At 64.3% G+C, this 15,145-nt stretch carries 12 protein-coding genes; all 12 read left to right on the top strand.

The genetic code is table 11. The features are described from left to right. Nucleotides 1-156 precede the first annotated feature (156 nt). On the top strand, nucleotides 157-3,918 hold the full coding sequence (locus AWX27_RS17420; protein WP_060424045.1) for a nitrate reductase subunit alpha: 3,762 nt from the start codon (nucleotides 157-159) through the stop codon (nucleotides 3,916-3,918). Next, a complete protein-coding gene (narH, locus tag AWX27_RS17415) occupies nucleotides 3,915-5,459 on the top strand; it encodes a nitrate reductase subunit beta (RefSeq protein WP_033634924.1) in 1,545 nt (514 codons plus the stop codon). The genes AWX27_RS17420 and narH overlap by 4 nt, the downstream gene beginning before the upstream one ends. Then, on the top strand, nucleotides 5,456-6,178 hold the full coding sequence (gene narJ / locus AWX27_RS17410) for a nitrate reductase molybdenum cofactor assembly chaperone (RefSeq protein ID WP_060424043.1): 723 nt from the start codon (nucleotides 5,456-5,458) through the stop codon (nucleotides 6,176-6,178). Before narH ends, narJ begins: the two co-directional genes overlap by 4 nt. 2 nt (nucleotides 6,179-6,180) lie before the next feature. Then, on the top strand, nucleotides 6,181-6,858 hold the full coding sequence (narI, locus tag AWX27_RS17405; protein ID WP_025303199.1) for a respiratory nitrate reductase subunit gamma: 678 nt from the start codon (nucleotides 6,181-6,183) through the stop codon (nucleotides 6,856-6,858). A gap of 273 nt (nucleotides 6,859-7,131) precedes the next feature. Next, entirely contained in the window at nucleotides 7,132-8,139 is a 1,008-nt protein-coding gene (locus AWX27_RS17400; protein ID WP_060424041.1) for a 3-oxoacyl-[acyl-carrier-protein] synthase III C-terminal domain-containing protein, read from the top strand. Continuing rightward, nucleotides 8,136-9,152 carry an NAD-dependent epimerase/dehydratase family protein gene (locus tag AWX27_RS17395; RefSeq protein WP_060424039.1) on the top strand — a complete coding sequence of 339 codons (1,017 nt, stop codon included), beginning with the start codon at nucleotides 8,136-8,138 and terminating at the stop codon, nucleotides 9,150-9,152. Before AWX27_RS17400 ends, AWX27_RS17395 begins: the two co-directional genes overlap by 4 nt. Next, complete coding sequence (locus AWX27_RS17390) at nucleotides 9,145-9,951, top strand: MBL fold metallo-hydrolase (protein ID WP_060424037.1); 807 nt, start codon at nucleotides 9,145-9,147, stop codon at nucleotides 9,949-9,951. The genes AWX27_RS17395 and AWX27_RS17390 overlap by 8 nt, the downstream gene beginning before the upstream one ends. After that, complete coding sequence (locus tag AWX27_RS17385; protein WP_060424034.1) at nucleotides 9,948-11,234, top strand: F390 synthetase-related protein; 1,287 nt, start codon at nucleotides 9,948-9,950, stop codon at nucleotides 11,232-11,234. Before AWX27_RS17390 ends, AWX27_RS17385 begins: the two co-directional genes overlap by 4 nt. Further along, nucleotides 11,231-11,848 carry a phosphatase PAP2 family protein gene (locus AWX27_RS17380; RefSeq protein WP_060424031.1) on the top strand — a complete coding sequence of 206 codons (618 nt, stop codon included), beginning with the start codon at nucleotides 11,231-11,233 and terminating at the stop codon, nucleotides 11,846-11,848. Before AWX27_RS17385 ends, AWX27_RS17380 begins: the two co-directional genes overlap by 4 nt. Continuing rightward, nucleotides 11,845-12,978, top strand: coding sequence for a sterol desaturase family protein (locus tag AWX27_RS17375; protein WP_060424029.1), 1,134 nt, complete (start codon nucleotides 11,845-11,847; stop codon nucleotides 12,976-12,978). The genes AWX27_RS17380 and AWX27_RS17375 overlap by 4 nt, the downstream gene beginning before the upstream one ends. Further along, nucleotides 12,971-14,053: a fatty acid desaturase family protein gene (locus AWX27_RS17370; protein ID WP_060424026.1), complete on the top strand. Its 1,083-nt coding sequence runs from the start codon at nucleotides 12,971-12,973 to the stop codon at nucleotides 14,051-14,053. Before AWX27_RS17375 ends, AWX27_RS17370 begins: the two co-directional genes overlap by 8 nt. After that, nucleotides 14,050-15,135 carry an acyl-CoA desaturase gene (locus AWX27_RS17365; protein WP_060424024.1) on the top strand — a complete coding sequence of 362 codons (1,086 nt, stop codon included), beginning with the start codon at nucleotides 14,050-14,052 and terminating at the stop codon, nucleotides 15,133-15,135. Before AWX27_RS17370 ends, AWX27_RS17365 begins: the two co-directional genes overlap by 4 nt. The last annotated feature ends 10 nt before the right edge of the window (nucleotides 15,136-15,145 follow it).

Below are 15,145 nucleotides of genomic sequence, written 5' to 3'. Positions count from 1 at the left end.
CGCACCTATACTTTGGTGGTATTTCTCACCCGATACGCGCGTCGCCTCCCGCTTTCTCTTGATCGCAATCAATTTGCCGCCGGTTGGCCGTCAGTAGGCTGGCGGCAGATTGAGCATGTCTTCTTATAACGACAAGAGCCTTCAGGAGCATTCCGGATGAGCAAATTTTTAGACCGTTTCCGCTATTTCAAGCAGTTGGCGGAGCCTTTTTCTGGCGATCACGGCCAGACCTTGAACACCAACCGCGACTGGGAAGACGGCTACCGCAGCCGTTGGCAGCACGACAAAGTGGTGCGTTCTACCCACGGCGTGAACTGTACCGGTTCCTGCAGTTGGAAGATCTACGTGAAGAATGGCCTGGTGACCTGGGAAACCCAGCAAACCGACTACCCGCGCACCCGGCCCGATCTGCCCAACCATGAACCGCGCGGCTGCCCGCGCGGCGCCAGCTACTCCTGGTACCTGTACAGCGCCAACCGGCTGAAATACCCGCTGATGCGCAAGCGTCTGCTCAAGCTGTGGCGCGAGGCGAAAGCGCAGCACAGCGATCCCGTCGCGGCCTGGGGCTCTATCGTCGGCGATGCGGAAAAAGCCAAAAGCTACAAGGTGGCGCGCGGCCGCGGCGGCTTCGTCCGCTCCAGCTGGCAGGAGGTCAATGAACTGATCGCCGCCGCCAACGTCTATACCGCCAAAACCTTCGGCCCGGACCGTATCATCGGCTTCTCGCCGATCCCTGCGATGTCGATGGTGTCCTACGCCGCCGGCGCCCGCTACCTGTCGCTGATCGGCGGCGCCTGCCTGAGCTTCTACGACTGGTATTGCGATCTGCCGCCGGCCTCGCCGATGACCTGGGGCGAGCAGACCGACGTGCCGGAATCCGCCGACTGGTACAACTCCTCCTACATTATCGCCTGGGGCTCCAACGTGCCGCAGACGCGCACCCCGGACGCCCACTTCTTTACCGAAGTGCGTTACAAGGGCACCAAAACCGTGGCGGTGACGCCGGACTACGCCGAAGTCGCCAAGCTGTGCGACCACTGGCTGAATCCGAAGCAGGGCACCGACAGCGCGATGGCGCTGGCGATGGGCCACGTGATGCTGAAAGAGTTCCATCTCGATCGCGAAGTCGGCTACTTCCGCGACTACGTGCGCCGCTATACCGACATGCCGATGCTGGTGCTGCTGGAAGCGCGTGAAGGCGGCCATTACGCCGCCGGCCGCCTGCTGCGCGCTGCCGATCTGGTGGACGGGCTGGGCCAGGAAAACAACCCCGAGTGGAAAACCGTCGCTATCGACAGCCGCAGCGGCGATCTGGTGGCGCCGCAGGGCTCCATTGGCTTCCGCTGGGGCGAGAAGGGCAAGTGGAACCTGGAACAGCGCGAGGGCAAGTCGCAACAGGAAGTCGAGCTGCAGCTCAGCCTGTTGGGCATGCATGACGACGTGGCCGAGGTGGGCTTCCCGTACTTCGGTGGCGCGGACAGCGAGCATTTCAACAGCGTGGCGCTGGACGAGATCCTGCTGCACAAGCTGCCGGTGAAACGCCTGCAGCTGGCGGACGGCAGCGAAGCGCTGGTGACCAGCGTGTATGACCTGCAGCTTGCCAATTACGGTCTGGAACGCGGGCTGGACGACGCCAACTGCGCCGCCGACTATGACGAGGTCAAGGCCTACAGCCCGGCCTGGGCCGAGCAGATCACCGGCGTGTCGCGTCACAACATCATTCGCATTGCCCGCGAGTTCGCGGAAAACGCCGAGAAGACCCACGGCCGTTCGATGATCATCGTCGGCGCCGGCGTCAACCACTGGTACCACATGGACATGACCTACCGCGGCCTGATCAATATGCTGATCTTCTGCGGTTGCGTCGGCCAGAGCGGCGGCGGCTGGGCGCACTACGTCGGCCAGGAAAAACTGCGGCCGCAAACCGGCTGGCTGCCGCTGGCGTTCGGCCTCGACTGGCAGCGCCCGCCGCGCCACATGAACAGCACCTCGTTCTTCTACAACCATTCCAGCCAATGGCGCTATGAAACCGTCGGCACCGACGAGCTGCTGTCGCCGCTGGCGGACAAGTCGCGCTTCGGCGGCAGCCTGATCGACTTCAACGTGCGCGCCGAGCGCATGGGCTGGCTGCCGTCGGCGCCGCAGCTGGGCACCAACCCGCTGCGCCTGGCGGAGCAGGCCCGTGCGGCCGGTCAGTCGCCGGTCGAGTTCACCGTCGATAGCCTGAAAAACGGCACGCTGGGCTTCGCCGCCGAGCAGCCGGACAATCCGCAGAACTTCCCGCGCAACCTGTTTGTCTGGCGCTCCAACCTGCTGGGCTCCTCCGGCAAGGGCCATGAGTACATGCTCAAATACCTGTTGGGCACCGAAAACGGCATTCAGGGGAAAGATCTCGGCCAGCAGGGCGGCGTGAAGCCGCAGGAAGTGGAATGGCGCGAGCAGGGCGGCGAAGGCAAGCTGGATCTGGTGGTGACGCTCGATTTCCGCATGTCGAGCACCTGCCTGTACTCCGACGTGGTGCTGCCGACCGCCACCTGGTACGAAAAAGACGACATGAACACCTCCGACATGCACCCGTTCATCCATCCGCTGTCGGCGGCGGTCGATCCGGCCTGGGATTCGAAGAGCGACTGGGAGATCTACAAGGGCATCGCCAAGGCCTTCTCCGAGGTGTGCGTCGGCCATCTGGGTCAGGAAACCGACGTGGTGACCCTGCCTATCCAGCACGATTCCGCCGCCGAACTGGCGCAGCCTTACGGCGTGCAGGACTGGAAGAAAGGCGAGTGCGATCTGATCCCGGGCAAAACTGCGCCGCACATCATCGCGGTGGAACGCGATTACCCGGCCACCTACGAGCGCTTCACCTCGCTGGGGCCGCTGCTGGACAAACTGGGCAACGGCGGCAAGGGCATCAGCTGGAACACCCAAGCCGAGGTCGACTTCCTCAAGCAGCTTAACTACGTCAAGGCCGACGGCCCGGCGGCGGGGCGGCCGAAGATTGAGAGCGCAATAGACGCGGCGGAAGTGATCCTGTCGCTGGCGCCGGAAACCAACGGCCAGGTGGCGGTAAAAGCGTGGGAGGCGCTGAGCAACGTCACCGGCCGCGATCACCGGCATCTGGCGCTGAACAAGGAAGACGAGAAAATTCGCTTCCGCGACATTCAGGCGCAGCCGCGCAAAATCATCTCCAGCCCGACCTGGTCCGGTCTGGAAGACGAACACGTTTCCTACAACGCCTGTTACACCAACGTGCACGAGCTGATCCCGTGGCGCACTATCAGCGGCCGTCAACAGCTGTATCAGGACCACGAGTGGATGCGCGCCTTCGGTGAAAGCCTGCTGGTATACCGGCCGCCGATCGACACTCGCGCCGCGCAGCCGTTGCTCAACAGCAAGCCGAACGGCAACAAGGAGAAGGCGCTGAACTTCCTGACGCCGCACCAGAAGTGGGGCATTCACTCCACCTACAGCGACAACCTGTTGATGCTGACGCTGTCGCGCGGCGGCCCGATCGTCTGGCTGAGCGAAGACGACGCCAAAGATCTGGGCATCGCGGACAACGACTGGATCGAGGCCTTCAACGCCAACGGCGCGCTGACGGCGCGCGCGGTGGTCAGCCAGCGTATCCCGGCCGGTATGACCATGATGTACCACGCGCAGGAGCGCATTGTGAATCTGCCGGGTTCGGAGATCACCCGCCAGCGTGGCGGCATCCACAACTCGGTGACCCGCGCCTGTCCGAAGCCGACCCACATGATCGGCGGCTATGCGCAGCTGGCCTACGGCTTCAACTACTACGGCACCGTCGGCTCCAACCGCGACGAGTTCGTGGTGGTGCGCAAGATGAACCGCATTGATTGGTTGGACGACGAAGGCAACGACTACGCGCAGGGCAGTCAGCAGGAGAACAGCAAATGAAAATTCGTTCGCAAGTCGGCATGGTGCTGAATCTGGACAAGTGCATCGGTTGCCACACCTGTTCGGTCACCTGCAAAAACGTCTGGACCAGCCGTGAAGGTATGGAATACGCCTGGTTCAATAACGTGGAAAGCAAGCCCGGCGTCGGGTATCCGCACGCCTGGGAAGATCAGGAAAAATGGAAGGGCGGCTGGATACGTAAAATCAACGGCAAGCTGGAACCGCGCATGGGCAACCGCGTCGGCGTGCTGGCGAAAATCTTCGCCAACCCGGACGTGCCGGCGCTGGACGACTACTACGAGCCGTTCGATTACGACTACCAGCATCTGCATACCGCCAAACAGGGCAAGCACCAGCCGGTGGCTCGCCCGCGCTCGCTGATCACCGGCCAGCGCATGAACAAGATCGAAAGCGGCCCTAACTGGGAGGAGATCCTCGGCGGGGAGTTCGAAAAACGCTCGCAGGACAAGAATTTCGACAACCTGCAGAAGGCGATGTACGGCCAGTTCGAAAACACCTTCATGATGTACCTGCCGCGCCTGTGCGAACACTGCCTCAACCCGGCCTGCGTCGCCACCTGCCCGAGCGGGGCGATCTACAAGCGCGGCGAAGACGGCATTGTGCTGATCGACCAGGACAAGTGCCGCGGCTGGCGCATGTGCCTGACCGGCTGTCCGTACAAGAAAATCTACTTCAACTGGAAGAGCGGCAAGTCCGAGAAGTGCATCTTCTGCTACCCGCGCATCGAAGCCGGGCAGCCGACGGTGTGTTCGGAGACCTGCGTCGGCCGCATTCGCTACCTCGGCGTGCTGCTGTACGATGCCGACCGCATCGAGCAGGCGGCGGCGGTGGAGAACGACAAGGATCTGTACCAGAGCCAGCTCGATATCTTCCTCGATCCGCATGATCCAAAGGTGATTGCTCAGGCGCTGGCGGACGGCGTGCCGCAGGGCGTCATTGAAGCTGCCCAGCAGTCGCCGGTGTACAAAATGGCGATGGACTGGAAGCTGGCGCTGCCGCTGCACCCGGAATACCGCACGCTGCCGATGGTGTGGTACGTGCCGCCGTTGTCGCCGATTCAGTCCGCCGCCGACGCCGGCGAGCTAGCGCACAGCGGCGTGTTGCCGGACGTCGAGAGCCTGCGCATTCCGGTGCAGTATCTGGCGAACCTGCTGACCGCCGGCGATACCGAACCGGTGCTGCTGGCGCTGAAGCGCATGCTGGCGATGCGCCACTACAAGCGGGCGGAAACCGTCGACGGCGTGGTGGACACCAGCGCGCTGGAGCAGGTTGGCCTGAGCGAAGCGCAGGCGCAGGAGATGTACCGCTACCTGGCGATCGCCAACTATGAAGATCGCTTCGTGGTGCCGTCGAGCCACCGCGAGCTGGCGCGCGAAGCCTTCCCGGAAAGCAAAGGCTGCGGTTTCAGCTTCGGCGACGGCTGCCACGGCAGCGACGGCAAGTTCAACCTGTTCAACAGCCGCCGTATCGACGCCATCGACGTGACCGCGAAAACCGCGCGGCCGGAGGATGCCTCATGATCAGCCTGAAAGTGATCGCCCGCCTGCTGGATTACCCGGAGCAGGTCCTGTTTGACCATCAGCAGGCGCTCATCGAAGCGCTGGAGCCGGCCAGCGAGCTGGATCTGCACCACAGCGCGCAGCTGATTCTGTTTATCCGCCGCCTGTGCGCCCGCCCGCTGCTGGACGTGCAGGCCGACTATTGCGAGCTGTTCGATCGCGGCCGCGCCACCTCGCTGCTGCTGTTTGAGCACGTGCACGGCGAGTCGCGCGATCGCGGCCAGGCGATGGTTGACCTGATGGCGCAGTACCGCGCCGCCGGGCTGGAGATCGACAGCCGCGAGCTGCCGGATTTCCTGCCGCTGTATCTGGAGTATCTGGCCAGCCGCAGTGCGGCGCAGGCGCGTGAAGGGCTGCAGGACATCGCGCCGATCCTGGCGCTGCTGGGCGCGCGCCTGCAACAGCGTGAAAGCCCGTATGCGGTGCTGTTCGATCTGCTGCTGGCGCTGTCCGGCAGCGAGGTGCAGGCCCAGACGCTGGAGCCCCAGGTGGCGCAAGAGGCACGTGACGATACGCCGCAGGCGCTGGATGCGGTGTGGGAAGAGGAGCAGGTCAAGTTTCTCGGCGAACAGGGCTGCGCCTCCGCCCAGCAGGCGGCGCACCAGCGGCGCTTCGCCGGCGCGGTGGCACCACAGTATCTGGACCTGACGGATGCGTTAACCGGAACCAAAGGACGCTAATCATGCAATTTTTGAATCAGTTCTTCTTCGATATCTACCCTTATCTGGCCGGCGCGGTATTCCTGATCGGCAGCTGGTTGCGTTACGACTACGGGCAGTACAGCTGGCGCGCCGGCTCCAGCCAGATGCTGGATAAAAAGGGCATGCGGCTGGCGTCCAACCTGTTTCACATCGGCATTATCGGCATCTTCGCGGGCCACTTCCTCGGCATGCTGACGCCGCACTGGATGTATGAGGCCTTCCTGCCGATCGACGTGAAGCAGAAGCTGGCGATGATCGCCGGCGGCGCCTGCGGCCTGATGACGCTGATCGGCGGCGCGCTGTTGCTGAAGCGCCGGTTGACCAACCCGCGGGTGCGCGCCACCAGCAGCTTCGCCGACATCATGATCCTGACGTTGCTGGTGGTGCAGGTGTGCCTCGGCCTGCTGACCATTCCGTTCTCCGCCCAGCATATGGACGGCAGCGAAATGATGAAGCTGGTGGCCTGGGCGCAGGCGGTGGTGACCTTCCACGCCGGCGCCTCTGCGCACCTGGAAGGCGTGGCGATTATCTTCAAACTGCACATGGTGCTGGGCATGACGCTGTTCGTGCTGTTCCCGTTCTGCCGCCTGGTGCATATCTGGAGTGCGCCGGTAGAGTATCTGACCCGCCGTTACCAGCTGGTGCGCAACCGCCGCTGAGCCTGACCCCGCCGCCGCCGATCGCCAGCGGCGGCGCTATTCCGATAATTCTCCCGCCGTCTGCCCATTCTCGCCGCCTTGCCGTAAACTGAATATCTCAGTAATGTTACGCTTATGCTTCCGCCGACGGACGTCGGCCCGCGCCAGCTGATAACAAGAGATACCGCCTTGATGAAAGGCCTTTTGGGACATAAAAACCGGGGATGATCCGCATAGCCTTTGCGCCGTGCGGGAGAATCGCTTTATGGATAGTCAGGTTAATCAATAACAATAATGACCACACAATGTCGCTCACCCGAGCTGTTGCCTCTGAAAATCATTGCCACCGGGGCCGCGTTGCCGCCCAACCGCGTGGCCTCCTCTACGCTCGATGCCCGCCTGGGGAAACCGGCCGGCTACGTTGAAAAACGCTCGGGCATCGTTTACCGCTATCACGCCGCCGACGATGCCAGCCAGGCCGATCTCGCCGCCGCCGCGCTGCAAGACGCGCTGGCCCGCAGCGCCATTCCGGCAGCCTCCATTGACCTTTTGATCTCCGCCTCGGCGATAGCGGTGCAGGCGCTGCCGTGCACCGCCGCGCATATTCTCAAGGTTGCCGGGCTGGCACCGGGTACGCCGGGCTTCGACATCAACAGCAGCTGCGTCAGCTTTATCTCTGCGCTGCAGGTGGCGGCGGGGCTGTTGAACGCCGGGACGTATCGACGTATCGCCATCGTCTCGGCGGATCTCGCTTCGCGCGGCATCGACTGGCAGCACGAAGAGTCGTCGCTGATCTTCGGCGACGGCGCCGCCTGCGCCATCGTGGAGCGCGGTGACGGCACAGGCGGCATCCTCGCCAGCCTGGTGGAAACCTATCCCGCCGGCAGCGAACTGTGCGAGATCCGCGCCGGCGGCACGCGCCGCAACCCGCGCGCCGGCATGTGCGAGCAAGACTTCCTGTTTCATATGCAGGGCAAGCCGCTGTTCCGTCAGGCGTCGGCGCTGATTGAGGACTACCTCGACCGGCTGCTGAGCGCCAGCGGCTTGACCCTGGGGCAGATCGCCACCGTGGTGCCGCACCAGGCCAGCCATTTGTCGCTCGAACATATGCGCAAACGGCTGCACGTCTCCAGCGAGGCGCTGGTGGACATCTACCGCCATCACGGCAACCAGGTGGCGGCTTCTATCCCGACCGCGCTGCATGCCGCCGTGACCACCGGGCGCTTCAACCCCGGCCAGCCGGTGATGCTGATCGGCACCGCCGCCGGGCTGGCGCTGGCCGGCATGGTGTTGCTGCCATGAGGGTGCTGGTGACCGGGGCGACCAGCGGGCTGGGGCGCAACGCGGCGGAGTGGTTGCTGGAGGCCGGGCATCAGGTGCGCGCCACCGGCCGCGATGAGCGGGCCGGCGAAGCGTTGCGCCAGCTGGGCGCCGAATTTTACTCGCTCGATCTGGCGCAGGCCACGCCGCAGCAGTGCCGGGAGCTGGTGACCGACTGCGAGTGGGTGTGGCACTGTGCGGCCAAGTCATCGCCCTGGGGCAGCAAAGCGGAATTTCACCGCATCAACGCCGCAGCGACGGACAAGCTGGCGGAGGCGGCCGGGCGCTGCGGCGTGCGGCGCTTCGTGCATATCTCCACGCCGGCAATCTACTTCGATTTTCAGCCGCATTACGATCTTGATGAGGGTTATCGCGCCCGGCGCTTCGCCAACCACTATGCCGCCAGCAAGCACGCCGCCGAGCAGCGGCTGTTGGCGCAGGCGAAGATCTACCCGCAAACCACCTATATTATTCTGCGGCCGCGCGGCCTGTTTGGCCCGCACGATCGGGTGATCGTGCCGCGGCTGTTGCAACAGCTCGAACGCGATCGCGGCGTGCTGCGGCTGCCCGGCGGCGGGCAGGCGTTGCTGGATCTGACCTTTGCTCCCAACGTGGTGCACGCCATGGAGCTGGCCAGCCGGCAACGCGGATTGCCGTCCGGCGCCGTGTACAACATCACCAACCACCAACCGCAGCGGCTGGCGGAGATGCTGGATGCGCTGCTGCGCCAGGAGCTGGGGCTGCGTTACCGGCTGCAGGCCGTGCCGTATCCGCTGCTGCAGGCGCTGGCCGGCGGCATGGAGTTGTGGGCAAGCCTGAGCGGCAAGGAACCGCTGCTGACGCGCTACAGCGTGGCGGCGGTGCATTTTGACATGACTCTGAGCCAGACTCGCGCGATCGAAGAGCTGGGCTATCGGCCGCGTTACTCGATGGAGGAGGGGATCCGCCTGACCGGCGAGTGGCTGCGGCAGCAAGGAGGCATACCGCATGGCTAAGGTCACCGTATTTGAAGTGGGCTATTGCACGCATATCGGCTGTATGGCGCTGCGCGGCGCCGGGTTCCGGGTGTGTAAATTCCCGGCGCGCGCCTATCTGCTGGAGGTGGGGCAGCGCCGCTGGCTGTGGGATACCGGCTACGCGCATTATTTTCAGCAGCACACGCAGTCGGGGGTATTCAGCCTTTACCGCCGCATGACGCCGGTCTATTTCGATCCCGCCGAGTCGTTGGCGCATCAGCTGCGCGAAGCCGGTTACGCCGAAGGCGACATCCAGGCGCTGATCGTCTCGCACTTTCACGCGGATCACATCGCCGGGCTGCAGGATTTCAGCCACCTCGACTTTATTTGCTCCGGCGAAGGCTGGCAGCAAACCCGTGGGCTGCGCGGTTTCGCGGCACTCAAGCGCGCCTTTATTCCCGGCCTGATCCCGGCGGATTTCGAGAGTCGTCTGCAGTTTATGGAGGCTTTTCCCTCGGTGGCGTTGCCCGCGCTGCTGGCGCCGTTCGATCGCGGTTACGCGCTGCCGGGCAGCGAGGGGCAGATCGTGCTGGTGCCGCTGCCGGGGCATGCGGCCGGCCATATCGGCGCCTTTATTCTCACCGACGCCGGCTGGACGCTATTGGCCAGCGACGCCGCCTGGTCGCCGCAGAGCTACCGGACGCTGCGCGGGCCTTCGCGCCTGGCCAATCTGGTGATGGACGATGCGGCGGCGTACACCCGCACGCTGGAACGGCTCAACCAGCTGTGGGCGGGCGGCCAGGTTAACATTTTGCTGTGCCACGAGGGGGACCTGTGATCCCCTTCATGACCTTGTGGCACTATTTCCGCGCCCGGCGCCTGCGCTTTGGCGATCGTGCGGCGCTGGAGGCGCATCAGGCCCGGCAGCTCGCGGGCTTTGCCCGCCGGGTGCTGAGCAAGAGCCCCTATTTTCAGCGCTTCAGCCGCCGCCCGTTCGCCGAATGGCCGCAGATGGACAAGGCGCTGATGATGGCGCAGTTTGACCGGATGAATACCGCCGGGCTGAGCCGAGAGGCGGTGCTGGCCTGCGCGCAGCGCAGCGAGGCGGATCGCGATTTCACGCCGAAGATCGGGCGCTACAGCGTCGGGTTGTCGTCTGGCACCTCCGGGCAGCGCGGCGTGTTTGTCGTCAGTCCGCGCGAACAGCAGGTGTGGGCCGGTGGCATGCTGGCGAAGATGCTGCCGGACGGGCTGTTGGCCGGCGAGCGCGTAGCCCTGTTTCTGCGGGCGGACAATAATCTCTATCACAGCGTAAACAACCGTTGGCTGAGCCTGGCGTTTTACGATCTGCTCGCGCCGTTCAGCGAGCATCTGCCCGCACTGGAACGGCAGGCGCCCAGCATCATCGTGGCTCCGGCGCAAGTGCTGCGTGCCCTGGCGCTGGCGGTGCTGGCCGGGCAGGTGAAGCTGCCGGTCAAAAAAGCGATCTCGGTCGCCGAGGTGTTGGAAGAGCAGGATCGCCGCCTGCTGATGCAGGTGTTTCCGGCGGTCGGCGAAGTGTATCAGGCCACCGAGGGGTTTCTTGCCGCCACCTGCGCGCACGGCACGCTGCATCTGAACGAAGAGTTTTTGCATATCGAACCGCAGTGGATCGACGAGCAGCGTTTTACGCCGCTGATCACTGATTTCACCCGCAGCACGCAGCCGATCGTGCGTTATCGGCTGGACGATGTGCTGGTGCTGCGCAAGGAACCCTGTCCGTGCGGGCAACCGACGCGGGCGATTGCGCGTATCGAAGGGCGGCGCGACGATCAGCTGATGTTACCCGATGCGCAGCGCCAACCGCAGGCGGTGTTCGCCGATGCCTGCAGCCGGACGATCGCCAATGCGTTGCCGCTGACCAGCGATTACCGCCTGATCCAGCGCGGCGAGCACCGGCTGGAGCTGATCGCCGATTGCAGCCTGGCGGCGTTGGCGCACTGCCAGGCGCAGCTGATCGCGCTGTTCGCTCGCCAGGGCATCGCCACCGATCGGCTCGAATGGCGGTTGACGGCGCAGGCGGTGTTACCGCAGTTCGATCGCAAGCGGCGGCGCATCGTGCGCCAGGCGGAGGAAGCATGAAAAAGATGCTGTTCAGGCTAGGGCACATGTTGCTCGGCTGGGGGACGGTCGGGGTGGTGTATAGCCTGACCGATCGCCTGCAGGGGGCGGGAACCCTGCTGCCGCCATCGACGCTTGACCGGGCGATCCCGTTTAATCCGGCGGCCATTTGGCTCTATCTGTCGTTCTTCCTCATCGTCCCGGCGGGCTATTTGCTGGCGCCGCTGCAGCGAATCAAATGGCTGACGCTGGCGATGCAGCTGACGGCGCTGGGCGCCGGGGCAGTTTACCTGCTGTGGCCGACCACCATGGCCTATCCGCAGAACGAGGGCGTTGGGCTCAGCGCGCAGCTGCTGGCGGCGTTAACGCAGGTGGATTCGCCGCAAAACTGCCTGCCGTCGTTGCACATGGCGCTGACGGTGCTGGCGGTGTGGGCGCTGAGCGACGGCGAGCGCAAAGTGCGGACGGCGCTGTGGATGCTGTGGGGCGTGGCGATCGCGTTCTCCATCCTGCAGCTGCGCCGCCATTTGTTTGTCGATCTGGCCGGCGGTGCGCTGCTGGCGCTGTTCGCCGGCTGGCTGGCCCTGCGCATAGAGGCCCTGCGTCGGCGCGTGGTGAAAGGAGAAGTAGGATGAGCGATCTGGCGTTGCCGATAGTGTTCATGCTGTTCATCGTGGTGGCCGAGGCGGTGGCGCTGCAGTGGGGGCGCCGTGAGCCGGTCAACTGGCACGATCTGGTGTTCAATCTGAACTCCGGTCATATCATGCTGTGGCTGTTCCGCGGGCTGGAGATCACCTGCTACGGCTACGTGGCCGCGCATTTCAGCCTGGGGCTGCTGGACGCCTGGCCGCCGCTGCTGATGTGGCTGTTCGCCCTGCTGGCGTGGGACTTCGGTTTCTACTGGCTGCATCGCCTGCACCACCGCTTCCGCGTGCTGTGGGCGGTACACGTGGTGCACCACCAGGGGGAGCACTTCAACCTGTCGCTGGGGGTGCGCAACTCCTGGTATTCGTCGTTGACGTCGATCCCGTTCTTTTTGCTGCTGGCGCTGGCGGGCGTGCCGCTGTCGGTGTTCGTCGCGGTGTCGATTTTTCACTACAGCATTCAGCTGTTTAACCACAATGCGCTGACGCCGAAGCTGGGCGTGCTGGAAAAAATCCTGGTCACGCCGGCGCACCACCGGGTGCATCACGTCAAGGACATGGCGTATTCCAATAAGAACTTCGGCGGCAGCTTTATCTTTTGGGACAAGCTGTTCGGCACGTTCTGCCCGGCGCTACCGACCACGCCGTTCAGCTACGGCGTCAGCGGCGATCGGCCGTCTGCCAACCCATTTTGGGCGAGTAATCTGCCGTTCCTGCGCTATTTCCGTCTGGCCTGGCGCCCGGCGCCGGGCCGGCCGCGCGACCGCCGTTCGGCGTTCAGCGTCTTCAGCGGCGCCATGCTGTTGTTCTCGCTGGTGGTCGGTTACGTCTACCAATACGGTTACGGTTACGGCGACATCAGCTGGCCGCAAATGGCGCTGCTGGTGCTGCTGGCGTTGGGCTCGGTGGCGCTGGGCGGCATGACGGAAGGGCGGCCGTGGGCGAGCGCCGTCTGGCTGCTGATCGCGCTGGGCATGCCGCTGCTGTTTATCGGCTATCTTGGCTGGCCGCAGCGCTATTGGCATATCGCCATGGCCGCCGTGGCGCTGCATGCCCTGTGCGTGGCGCTGGGCTGGGGGCGAGTGGCCGCACCGGCCGCCGTGGAGGAACCGCATGGCTGACTCATTACCGCCGCTGCGTTTCCCCACCGATGGCGAGCAGGCGTTTCACCGCGATCTCAAGCGCGCGGCGCACGCCTGCCTGGCGGGCGATCATCGCTATGCCGATACCGCGCGGCTGGCCAAGGCTGCGCTGTTGCTGGCGCTGTGCGTCGGGTTTTATGCCCTGAGCCTGATGCAGCATCAGCCCTGGGCGTTTTTCCTCTGCTATTTCCTGTTCGTGGCCATGGGCATGCTGCTCAACGTCAACGTCAATCACGATGCTTCGCATAACGCCTTCTTGCGCGCGCCCTGGGCCAATCGCCTGGTGGGGCGGTTGGTGACGCTGCCGCTGGGCGTCGATCCGGACTATTGGCGCACGCGGCACGTGGATTACCACCACGTTTACGCCAACGTCGAACACTACGATCTGGACACCGAAGAGAACGGCTTTTTCCGCCAGACGCCGTTCCAGCGCTGGCGGCCGCATATGCGCTATCAGCATCTGTACTGGCCGCTGATCGCCGCGCTCTCGCTACCCTACATCGCGTGGATTTTCGATTGGTCCGATCGGCTCAATAAAACGCCGCTGCGGGAAAAACGCGTGCTGGCGGGGCGCGGCGGTTGGGCGCTGTTCGTGCTGTGCAAATTGCTCCATGTGGCGCTGGTGCTGGTGGTGCCGCTGATCCTGTGCCATCTGCACGGCATCGGTTGGGGCTGGGTGCTGTTGGCTTACGCGCTCAGCCAGATGTTTGCCTCGCTGCTGGTGGTGTTCCTGCTGCTGGGCACCCACTGGGCGCAGGCCGAGTTTTACCCGGCGCCGGCGGGCGACAGCATGCCGCACGGTTGGTACCGGCACAATTTCGCCACCGCCTGCGATTGGCAGCCTGAGCCGCGCTGGCTGGAACACCTGACCGGCGGGCTGAACTATCACCTCACCCACCACCTGTTTCCCGGCTGGAATCACCGCCACTATCCGGCACTGGCCGCCGCGGTGGCGGAAGTGGCTCAGCGGCACGGCATGGCATATCGCTGCATCGGCTATCGCGAACTGCTGGCGCAGCAACAGCGCTTCTTGCGCCTTATGGGGCAGCCATGAAACCGCTGCGCCCGTTAGCCTATCGGCGCGATGACGGCGGGCTACATCGCGCGCTGATGCAGGCCGCCCAGCATTATTTGGCGGCCAACGGCGATCACCGCTTCGCCGACGGCGGCATGCTGGCGAAGGTGGCGCTGCTGTTGGCGCTGTGCGGCCTGTGTTACGGGTTGAGCCTGCAGCAGCAAAACGGCTGGGCGTTTTTCGCCTGTTATTTCGGCTTTATCTTTATCGGCATGTTCCTGACGGTGAACGTGGTGCACGACGCCTCGCATAACGCGTTTTTCCGTCGGCCCTGGGCCAACCGCTGGCTGAACGCCCTGGTGAGCGTCCCGCTGGGGCTGGATCCCGACTGCTGGCGCGTGCGCCACGTGTTGTTTCACCATGCCCATAACAATATCGAACATTACGACCCCGACATCGACGCCAATGGCGTGCTGCGGCAAACGCCGTTCCAGCGCTGGCGACCCTTTATGCGCGCCCAGCGTTACTATTGGCCGCTGGTAGCGGCGCTGACGTTCCCGTACTACATCTGGCTGTTCGACTGGCTGGACCGGGCGGGCCGCACCCGCGTGGCGGCGCGCATGGCGCAGCAGGGCGTGCGCGGCTGGTGCGGATTTCTGGCGGGCAAGGCGGCGCACCTGCTGCTGGCGCTGGCGATCCCGTGCTGGCTGCTGCCGCCGGCCATCGGCATCGGGCAAATTCTGCTGGTCTATTTGCTGAGCCAGATGCTTTCTTCATTGCTGTTCGTAATGTTGATCATCGGCACCCACTGGGCCAAAGCCAATTTTTATCAGGCGCCGGCGCAGGGTGCGATGCCGCACGGCTGGTATCACCATGTGTTCGCCACGACCTTCGACTGGCTGACCCGGCCGCGCTGGCTGGGATACTGGCTTGGCGGGGCGAACCTGCATTTGACGCATCATCTGTTCCCGCACTGGAGCCACCGCCATTACCCGGCGTTGAGCCGCATCATCGGCGAGGTGGCGCCGCGTTTCGGCATCGATTACCGCCTGCTGGAGCTGGAGGAGCTGTTGCGCCTGCAGCAGCGCTTCCTCAGCGCGATGGGGCGCAAACCGCATTAGCGTTGCATGT

This window comes from Serratia sp. 2880STDY5682894 (assembly GCF_001537385.1).
GTDB classification, from domain to species: Bacteria; Pseudomonadota; Gammaproteobacteria; order Enterobacterales; family Enterobacteriaceae; genus Serratia; species Serratia nevei.
This window is presented reverse-complemented; position numbering and strand designations above follow the sequence as displayed.

What these genes read in the sequence shown, in the direction of transcription:
- AWX27_RS17420 (WP_060424045.1), top strand. Translation starts at nt 157, where the DNA reads ATGAGCAAATTTTTAGACCGTTTCCGCTATTTCAAGCAGTTGGCGGAG.
- narH (WP_033634924.1), top strand. Translation starts at nt 3,915, where the DNA reads ATGAAAATTCGTTCGCAAGTCGGCATGGTGCTGAATCTGGACAAGTGC.
- narJ (WP_060424043.1), top strand. Translation starts at nt 5,456, where the DNA reads ATGATCAGCCTGAAAGTGATCGCCCGCCTGCTGGATTACCCGGAGCAG.
- narI (WP_025303199.1), top strand. Translation starts at nt 6,181, where the DNA reads ATGCAATTTTTGAATCAGTTCTTCTTCGATATCTACCCTTATCTGGCC.
- AWX27_RS17400 (WP_060424041.1), top strand. Translation starts at nt 7,132, where the DNA reads ATGACCACACAATGTCGCTCACCCGAGCTGTTGCCTCTGAAAATCATT.
- AWX27_RS17395 (WP_060424039.1), top strand. Translation starts at nt 8,136, where the DNA reads ATGAGGGTGCTGGTGACCGGGGCGACCAGCGGGCTGGGGCGCAACGCG.
- AWX27_RS17390 (WP_060424037.1), top strand. Translation starts at nt 9,145, where the DNA reads ATGGCTAAGGTCACCGTATTTGAAGTGGGCTATTGCACGCATATCGGC.
- AWX27_RS17380 (WP_060424031.1), top strand. Translation starts at nt 11,231, where the DNA reads ATGAAAAAGATGCTGTTCAGGCTAGGGCACATGTTGCTCGGCTGGGGG.
- AWX27_RS17375 (WP_060424029.1), top strand. Translation starts at nt 11,845, where the DNA reads ATGAGCGATCTGGCGTTGCCGATAGTGTTCATGCTGTTCATCGTGGTG.
- AWX27_RS17370 (WP_060424026.1), top strand. Translation starts at nt 12,971, where the DNA reads ATGGCTGACTCATTACCGCCGCTGCGTTTCCCCACCGATGGCGAGCAG.
- AWX27_RS17365 (WP_060424024.1), top strand. Translation starts at nt 14,050, where the DNA reads ATGAAACCGCTGCGCCCGTTAGCCTATCGGCGCGATGACGGCGGGCTA.